3 protein-coding genes are annotated in these 10,737 nt (G+C 34.4%); all 3 read left to right on the forward strand.

What is annotated here, in order from left to right; translation table 11 throughout:
* The first annotated feature begins 150 nt into the window (after positions 1 to 150).
* From ACLU24_RS04350 to ACLU24_RS04360, 3 genes are read left to right on the forward strand one after another with little or no spacing between them, the layout of a single operon-like run.
* Positions 151 to 9,276, forward strand: a complete 9,126-nt coding sequence (locus ACLU24_RS04350; protein WP_412610571.1) for a hypothetical protein — start codon at positions 151 to 153, stop codon at positions 9,274 to 9,276.
* Positions 9,277 to 9,305: 29 nt separating this feature from the next.
* Positions 9,306 to 10,010: a hypothetical protein gene (locus ACLU24_RS04355; protein ID WP_412610572.1), complete on the forward strand. Its 705-nt coding sequence runs from the start codon at positions 9,306 to 9,308 to the stop codon at positions 10,008 to 10,010.
* A gap of 16 nt (positions 10,011 to 10,026) precedes the next feature.
* Complete coding sequence (locus ACLU24_RS04360; protein ID WP_412610574.1) at positions 10,027 to 10,713, forward strand: hypothetical protein; 687 nt, start codon at positions 10,027 to 10,029, stop codon at positions 10,711 to 10,713.
* Positions 10,714 to 10,737: the final 24 nt, after the last annotated feature.

Below are 10,737 nucleotides of genomic sequence, written 5' to 3' on the forward strand. Positions count from 1 at the left end.
GCAAGATTACATTAAAATTCTTATTAAGAAAAATAAATTAGTATTCTATGATATAATTATAACAAAATATAATGTTATATTTATACATAATTGTAAAAAATGTAAAGACTTTAAATATAATTTCTAATTGTTTAAGGAGGCAATGTTAATATGAAATTTAAAAATACAAAGAAAAAGCGAGTAATTTCATTTGCATTGGTAATTTTAATAGTTGGAGGACTTATTCCAAGCGATATGCTTTCTGGATTTTTCGGTTTGTTTGCACCTCTTTTTGCAAATGCAGCGGATAATAATGCTCCAGCATATCAATATATGAATGAGCTTTACGATGGTTCGGATGCTATTTCACCATTGCCTACATATGTTGAATATAAAGAGCAGACAGGTTATATTGAGCCTAAGCGAATATCTCTTACAGATTTTCGTGAAAAAGTAGGCGAGGCTTTGCTGTTCAATATGGGTACGGCACAGAATTATATGTCACAGGGCTATAAACTGATGATTTGTGATGCTGAAGAATTATATCTCTATTCGCAGATTGTAAATGGTAAAGGCTCGTCTCCAGCAGAAGCTAAATTTTATCTTTCTGCTAATATCGTACTTGGTAATAATATTGAATATTCAGAGGTCAGCTATAATGAACGATATTTTATGCCTATAGGTGGAGACGGTAATCCGTTTACCGGCACATTCGATGGTCAGGGCTTTGAAATTCGTGACCTTTATTTTGATACAGATTATACACCTGTAACCGTAGGATTTTTCGGTGTAGTTGGTGCTAATGCAGTTGTAAGAAACTTTGGCATATATCATCCTACAATAGATTCTACAAACAGTGCCGCAACCTTTACTGCGGTAATTGCCTCAAGAAACTATGGCACTATTGACGATGTATATGCTATCGCTCAAGAAGTTCAGCCGGAAAAAGATGCTATCGCAAATGTCAATGTTGTAAAATCTGCAAACTCTACCGCCGGTGGACTTGTTGCTATAAACTATGCAAGTGGCAAAATCACAGACTCATATTTTGCAGGTATGCTCGATGCTCGTGAACCAGTTGTGCAAAATCCAGTATGCCCTAATAATAATGGTACTATATCAAACTGCTACTATGATAGCGATACCTTCAAGGTCGGTACAACTCCTAATCAATTAGACAATCCCGATGAAGAAAATATCATACCTCGCACAAATTTACAGCTTAAAACCCTTGATGGTGTTACAGGCACAGAATTTAAGCCACTTAATAATAAAGCTGCCAGAAGTAATAAAAGGACTTATGATTGGACTTATCCACGAATCTATGGTTTTAGTGGTATGGGTACAGAGAGTGACCCATTGATAATTTCTACTCCTGCACAGCTTATTCATTTCCCTTGTTCATATGAGTATACACAGACATATTATTTTAAAATAGATAGATGTATAGATATGAATGAAGTTGCTCCGAATGCCTATAAACCAAAGCTTGATATAACAGTGACATCAAATTGTATAGAGAGTAAACGTTGGGTTAACAAAACAAACACTTCAACAAATATATCTTTCTGGGGTAAGCTTATAGGTACAGCTGATGATGGCGATGAAAATTGTCCTATTCATCATACTTCATCACTCGGAAACGACAGTAATGGCAAAAAGCTGAGAGATAATCATATAATCCTTAATCTTACAATAAATACACCAGCCACAACAACCAATAATAAAAGTAATAAATTTACTGCTCTTATAGCACAATCTAACAGTAGTAAAACTATTCAGTATAATTCTTGTGTTAAAGACTTATCTTTTGTTGGTGGCGAAATTTCGAGCGGTGATGCCGACTGTATGCCAACTACAAATACAGATAGCTCTTTTAATGTAAGAAGTGCAACAGTTGTTGCAAATTCAACCTATATTGATATGGAGAATGTACATTCCTCGGCAACTGTTAAGCTTGGAACAGGCTTACAGCGTTCCACAGCGATAGGTGGACTTATTGGTGGAGGATCATACCATTTTATAACAGACTGCACCAATAGCGGAGATATTATCGGCGGTGCATTAGAAATGGTACCGGATATTTTCAGCTATAATGTTCGTGTAGGTGGTTTGCTTGGTTCTGCAGGCACAGGTCACAATTCACAATGGGGATACCATGGAAAGCTTACTCATGTTGCTAACTACGGTAATGTTTATGGTGCGTATATGATAACCGATGAAAGCAACGATTGGAAATTGATAAACGGCAGTTTTAATACAGCAGGCATTACAACAGGTCAGGTAGGAAACAATTTTACCGGCTTAACTGGAGAAAATGGTTCTAAGCCTGCCATAAATATAAATGATTCTGTTCGTGCAATCAAAATTGCCAATTTTGGAAATATATATGATGTTCCGGTTCTTAAAAATGAGCTTACAGGTGAAGTTATATATGATGAAAACGGCAAGCCCACAGCCGAAGCAATTCCAAGTGGTAAACGCTTAGTAAATAATGATTCCAAAGCAAGGTCGAATATGTGGGGAATAGGTAATAATATTATTTGCAATGCCTATAATGAAGGCAATTTCTATTCCGTTGCAATAAATAAGTGCCTTATGAGCGGTATAGGCTATATGAGTAGTGCTAAAGGTACAAATAACGGTCAATATTATAATTATAGAAACTATAATAAAGGTAATTTCTATATGTATAATGGTGGTATAGGTATTTATGGTATAGCACAGGGTTATACTTATAAATCTTATAACTGCGGTAATATCTATTTTTATGGCGGAACTATTTTTACTAATGGAAATAATAGTGTTATAATTGATAATGGTGGATATTTTGTTGGTATCTGTGGTATGGATACAGAATATTCCTATAATGCAGGCGACATTTATATGGCACCAACAAATCGTGAGCGATGCAACAGTAATCCTACCTATTGGTACACTTCTACTGACACAAATAGTGCTGCATATATAGGTGTTATGGGAACTTCTATGCGATATGCAGACCATACTACAAACATAGGAAAGCTAACCGTTGACCTTGATAAGAATAATTTTGACCCTGTTTACGGTACATCAAACCTTACTTCGGAAGACTATTTCCCTCATATTGCAATGTATTCTAATGGTTTGGGTTCGTATAATTCAAGCTATGGAGAAATAAATTTCATTCCAAATAAAAAAGATACTAATAAAATGATAAGACTTGCAATATCAGGTTGTTTAAGAAGTACATATGGCAATGATTGGTATAATAACAGCAATTATAATCGCAACTATGTTGATATTACAGTTGATACAACTGAAGCTCCGGATTGCGTAAGAAGTTTAGAAATAACCGGAATAGGCTATAATCATACAACAGACTATAACGAAAAGAATCAGAACCAATTTACCTTTAATAATAATATTAACTATGGAAATATCACTGTTAAAGGAAAATATAATGGTGCAGTTACAATTCGTACAATTGGTTATCAGGCACTTTTCGCAAATAATAACCTTAATCTCGGAGATGTTACAGTAGACGCTGAGATTACCGGAACACTTACCGTATTTGGTTATCAAACGATGAATCAGAACACTAACCGACAATCAAAGATAAAAAATATAGTTAATGGTTGGTATGATGGCTGTTATATTCCAGATGGTATGAAGTCAGATAAATGGAACGAAGTTTTTAATAGCCTTGATAAATCCCGCAGATATGGAAAAATAAATATTTCTGGCAAAACTAAAGCTATAATTGTATATGGTGTATTATATCAATATAATAGTTATCAGGCGGAGAAAACAGAAAATCTTATCAATAATGGCGAGATAAATCTTACTAATCTTATGGTTGAGGATTCAAATATAACTGTTTATGCTGTTTCAAATAGTATTTGTTATAAATCAAGGAATTATGCTCCTATGACAATCCGAGACAGCTACTTTAATTATATAACTAATAATTATAATGTCTATCTTAACGGTGGCTTATCGGGTGAGAATAATATAAATTTTGCACCTATTACAGTTGAAAATTGCGTTAATAATGCAAAATATAAAGATTCTGGTTTATATTTATCGGGTATAACACATAGCGGAAGAGCTATTCATAGTGAAAACAGAGGAAAAATCACAGTAAGAAATCTTTATACAGCTAATGTCAATGGCACAGAGTATATAAGCTCGTGGTGTAAATCTTCAGGAGCTTCAGGCTTTGGCTGGTATGTTCATATCGGTGGAATCAGAAGCATAGGAGGAGAAACAGACTATTGTGTAAACTATGCTGATATTTCCGTAGAAAATGCAGACGCATATCGTGTAGGAGGCATTGTTGGGTATGTTACTTCAACTTCAGCTATATCGAATAGCATAAATTATGGTGATATAAATATTAACGAGAGTGGTGGTGAAGGTTTTGTTGGTGGCATTGTGGGATATGTCAGTGTTGCAAAATTCACTTTAAGCCATTGTTATAATTTTGCAAATGTCAATGTAACAAATCCAACATCATATTCTTGGGGTACTGGTGCAACTCTTTATATGGGAGGCGTTGCTGGATATTTAAATGCAGCTTCTATAACTCAGTCAGAAAATTTCGGAAAGCTTTATTATAATAATGATAAGCCTTATAATACTGATAATACCAATGATAATACAAGAAAAAGCTATATGTTTATTGGCGGTGTAGTAGGTAATGCACAATCCTTTGATTACATAAACTCGGTTTTGAATTATGGTGATATAGAAATTGGTACCGAACGAAACCGTACTGCAACACATGTAGGCGGTATTATAGGTATAAATGATAGATGGAATGATAAAAACCAAAAGTATATAGGTTATAATATGATAAACTACGGTAATATAAGCGTTGGTTATCTTGAGAGTGGTGGCTTATATGCGGGCGGAATAATCGGATATGCCTATCCATACAATACAAACAGTTTAGGCCCAAGACTTACTAATGGCATAAATTATGGTACAGTCGGATATAAGGGTGATAATAAAAATAATAAGATTTATGTAGGCTCTATTCTTGGTGTAAATGCTCATGGCACACCTATATATCTTAATAATATGGTAGACCTTTCAGAAGCACCGGAGGGTGTAAGCGATTATCCTGTTATAGGTGGATACTTGAATAATAACGGAAAGGTTTATGATAATTTAACTCTCTATACCAAAAATAAAGCTGCATATGATTCTAACGACCAAAACAGATGTAAATTAAAGCTTGTGACTCTTGATAAGACCGATACCGAAGATACAGTAGCTATTTATAGCAATAACTTCATATTCAGAAAAGAGATTATCCACGAGCTTACAGACTACGATTCTCACCAAAATAATGCAATGGTTTATCAGGATTATGATAATCTTTCACCATATTTGCAGGCTTATTTGACAAGTCGCTTTGGCGATGAGGTTAAAAGCAACGGCGCATATGTAATTATAGATAAGGCAATAAATGAGTACAGAAGCGTAGACGTATTTATGCCAAGAAGAAAAAGTATTGAGGATAGCTATAAGAATATACAATTCGGTGTTCAGTATGATGAAAAGAGCGAATCAGCTTGCTTTGACAGCTCTCTCGTCAACGATAACGAACTTAACTCATTATATTCCTCTATGGTTTCTCCGTCAGAGAGAACCCTGCAAAAGGACCTTGATATTTATGCACAGCAGATTAAGGATAGTAGTCTTGATGAGCTTATCGAATATAAAATGCAGACAAAGTGGGAATATACAAATAATGATACAACCTACTATCAGTTCTTTGATAACTATTTGAGCGATATAGAAACTCATTATGCACAGCTTTCTGACGGAACATATTCCGATAAGATTAAGTATACGGATATAAATGTCTATATGTCTATAGATGATATAGATTCTTCTGTAGCTCGCAGAAAAGTTCGTGATTCTCAGACCGGCAAACCGATAAAGGATGAAAACAATAACTATGTTTATGAAGATGTTGATACAAATGAATATATCTATATTTCTCCTAATATAGAAAGTATATCAGAATATTCAAAAATTCAATTCTATCAAGGCGATACAGTAGATACTACCAAGCGTCTTAAAAAGATGAATCATTATACCGACCCATATCCAAAGAATTTATGGCTTGACGCTAATAATCTTGAGGATAAGCTTTCTGACGAAAATGTAAAGTGGAGTAAATCCATTAACAGCTATAATGGCGATTCAAAAGTAATATTTAATGATAAGCAAGAAAGTATCGAATATCGTGATATGTGGGAAATTGCTGTACCATATCGAACCAACAATGACCTTGATAATATGTATACTAAGGTTCTTGGCGTTATAACGGCAGAAGACGGAATTCATAAAAATATAGTTGTTGTCCATGTTGTTATAGATAAATATAAGCCTTATGCAACTCTCGATTCTGTATCACTTAATACACCAACAGATGGCATAGTTACAAGCACAACAGATAATGGCGGACTTGAGATTGACCCTGATAAGCATGATTCGGTTACAGATAAGGATAAAAGCGATCAAACAAAGCCTGCACAGGATGTTATATATTATTCTGTTTCAGATAATTATAAAAATTCAGATGAAAATAGTTTGAAAGGAGAGAATATACAGACTTATAAAACTTATTCAAAGGGAAGTAATATCAGTAAATATCCGATGATAACCGTTACAACTCATAATATGAGCAAAGGTGATAAGATTTGGGCAAGTGTCTATAGGCAGGACAGACTGCCGTCTGCCGAAAATACAAGCTATAACAAGCTTAAATGGAATGAAGACAAAGCTGCTAATCATTATAAAAACTCCTACAAAATTGAAGTCGGTGAAGTTGAATATGACGAAGACCAAAAGAGTACGGGTAAGGTAGAGATAAGCATTGACGGCTTGATAAATAATTCGGATTGTTTCTATGGTGGTTTATATAAGGTGGACCTTATGTATGAGCGAACCAAAAATTCGGGTTCAGGAAAGCATTTTGCAACAATATATTTCTGCAAAGAACATTCGCCACTTAATGCTATTCAAGGAACTGGTTGGGGTTATATAAGTTTAGGAGGCTCTCAATATTATCCGAGCCCAGCTACATATACGCGTTACTGGGGAGCTGAAATTAGAGTTTTAGACCCTCTTTCATATGATAAGCTATATGGAAAATCTGCTGATGGTTACCAACAGGGTTTACTTTTTGTAGGTAGACCAACATATGGTATAAATCCACTCAGATATTATTACTATTCTAAAGAAGACAACGATGCAACACGAATAGTTACTAATTCAAATAACTATGGTACATATATGAGCCTCAAAGCCTCTATTGCTAATAATCCAACTTCTACTTACTATGTTGATGCTGATAATCCTATATATAATAAGGAAGAAGAAACAGGTGAGGGAACAGGCGAAGAGACTGACGAAACACCAAAGGGAAAATCTGTATCACTCGAAAATGCCGTAGATAAAATCTATGTCAAGAGCGATGCTAAAACAGGGGCTTACTATCCAACAAAATATACCGGTCATACAGATATTATGGCTGAGAATGGTGATATTCGCCGTTATATCTATGAACAAATTCATATGGGCGAATACGGAAAAAAAGAAGACGGTACGGCATGGGGTACATATGAAAATGAGCCAAAAGTAATAATAAATTCAGCAACAAAAAATGGCTATACCATTTTTGATAAGAATGAGGACGGCTCATATGTTGGAAAGGTTCTCGGAAACGAAACAAGCGATGTAACCTTTACTGCACAATGGATGAGTTCTAATGTTTCTATGGCAAGAACAGACTCTACCGCCTATAGTGATGCAAAGTATAGTGGAAGTGGTTATGCTGCTGACAGAATAAAGATTTATTTCAAGGGAATTTCCTCTGATGATTATACCGAGCTTACAACAGAACAGATAAATAAATATTTCCAAAATTCCAAAGGAGAAACAGGCATATCCGTAACAGGTAATAATAATTGGACATTTATTCTGAAAAATAGCGCACCTGTTGGCACATACAAAATTGTTCCGTATTTCAAATATCGTATGGACTTTACTGATAAAGCTGTAAACAATACGGCAGTTAAGCTTTATGATTATGATACAGGCGAATATCTTGAGAATAAAGATGCTCTTAATTTTACATGGACAATTCCTTATAGTGTTCCATTTATTATAGAAAATATCCCTAATGATGAAACCTATATAAAAGAATTTAAGGTAAATAATCAGCAGTATACACCTTTCATCTTTGAAAATAGCAATATAGATGGTGCAGATTCAAGAGATGTAACTATTCTTAAAGCCAGCGAGAGCGGAGAAATTGTCTATAAAGGCTATGAAAATGTTATGACAGGTGATAATAGAGTAGATACCTTTAATGTATTTTCATATGTTAAAAAAGACCAGCAGGAGAGCAAAATAACCCTTCGAGTGCCTTATAAAGCTAAGCTTCAAAAATATACAGGAAAGATTTCCGGTGAAGATTCTTACCCGAGCTTTAGTGATAGCAAGTGGGAGAGTGCCGATGCAGAAGAAATTCTTGTTTATGATGAAGAAGGTAATGTTGTAGAAAACGATTATAAGCAATATAGCTTTACAGTAACATATAACGCATATGACGAAGAAGCTAAAAATTATAGCTATTCTCCATCTATAACATATTATAAGGCTATTGCCGAAGACGGCAAAACCGAAACTCTTTATAAGGTTTCAGTCGTTCCTGGTGTAAGAAATAAGAGTACGACGCTCGAAGTTGCACAGGAAGGCGAAATAGAAAAGCTCGGCGGTGAGGATGAATTCAAAGAAAAGATGACAAAGATATTCCAAAAAAGCGATGAAATCTATAAAGAAATTATAGAGAAATATGGAATGATTTCTGCAACTATCAAAGAGCTTAATGGTGATGAAGTAGACGTTTACCAGACAAAATATCTAAGCGGAACTTCATCAGGCGAATCTCAGCCATATATATATAACCTCAAAAGCTTTGCTTATGATATAAGCGTAGATTTACCTGCGGGGTATACATATGATGTGTTGGTTTTCAGTCAAAGTATGGACAATGCAAATACTCTTAAAAATTCTCAGAATGGCTTTGATGGCAAACAGCTTATTCTCAGCAGTAGCAGTAAGCAAGATTTGAATATCCGAATAGTCATAAAGAGAGACACTTCAAGTACAATTTGGGGCGTTGAGTATATTTGGAATATGAATAACGCCGCAAAAGATAGTAGTAATATTGCAATACTTGGCAAGGGCGGAATTTTCAATAACTATGTTTATAGGCGTGAAATAAATCCATAATCAGTTAATGTTATAGGGCGTGATTTATTGTGAAAAAGCTGTTTCATAACCGTTACTTTTCATTTCTTATGATATATCTTTGTATAATCTCGATGGTAGGTTTGAGCTTATCTTTTTCCCGTTATACAAGCGGTGATACTAAAACGGAAGATGCACGAGCGGCAATTTATGATGTTGAGATTCATAGCGGTGATTTGCAGTCTGTTGAACAGAATATGACAATGACTGTTTATGCAACGAGCAAAATATCAGAAACAAAAAGTATGATAGATGGAACCTATGAAAAGAAACAAGTAAATATTCATAATTTCAGCGAATGTGATATTTCACTTTCTGATATGGGAATTCAAGACCAATCGGGAAATTTATACGAAAAGCTTATTATTCCTATGAATGAAGAAGAAATATCCGCTTATGAAACAAAGTGCGGAAGTATTCCACTTATGGTTTTAGATTATCTCGGAAAAACTGAAGCTGAACTTGCAAATTATACTGATGTAAGAAATATTATAAATGAAAAGAACAAAGAATCTTTTAAAGCGATAGAAAATAGTGGAGCTATTGATGCAGGGGAAAGCAGAACGTTCTTTATAATTTCTTGGGTAGAGCATGATAATATATACAAAGCAGATGCAGACATAAATGAGGATAAAATTTCTCATAAAACATTAAAAGAACTTAATTCTGAGTCAGAAAGTTTTGCTGTTAAGCTTACTTCAGCACAGGTAGATTAAAAGAAAAGGAGAGAGTATGATGAATCTTATCCAATTTAAGAAGTATATAACAAAAAGAAATATTATACTTGCTGCCTTTTCGCTTTTAATGATAATTGGTTTGATATGCGCAAGTACATTTTCAAGGTATAAATCATTAGAACAGCTTGAAGCTGATGCTTATCTTGAAAATTTCTATGCTATTGCAAGACTTTATTATATAAAGGACGGAGAAACAACCAGACGAGAGGCGACTATAAACGATGAAGGCTATATAGAGCTTACTCCTAAGGAATTTCAAACGATAACAGTTGATGTAGAATATACCGGAAAGGCAAAAACATATTGTCGTTTTAAGCTTGATTGTAGTTGGATTCGCAGTGCCTCAGAAACTGTTCCGGACGAAAATGGCAGAACCGTTAAAAATGATTATATTGAATTAGTTCCTCACGATTACCCTGAATATACTTGTAGTGATGAAATTTATAATAATGTTGAAAAGGACGGATATTTCTATTTTAAGGATATTTTAGAGTCTGAAGAAAATGTTGTAGAACATTATAATGTAATCACTAAAGTGAACTCAGTTGGTAAAGATGTTGAAGACCTTATCAACCCTGATAAAGACTATTCTCAGCGAGTAAGAATAAGCTTAGGTGTTGACTGTGTTCAGTATAATAGAGTTTCAGAGCTTTGGAAGATGAATAAACTTCCTTGGTGGTAATAAAATTATAAAAGCATATTTGCA

Source organism: Pseudoruminococcus sp. (assembly GCF_047012705.1).
GTDB lineage: Bacteria > Bacillota > Clostridia > Oscillospirales > Acutalibacteraceae > Pseudoruminococcus.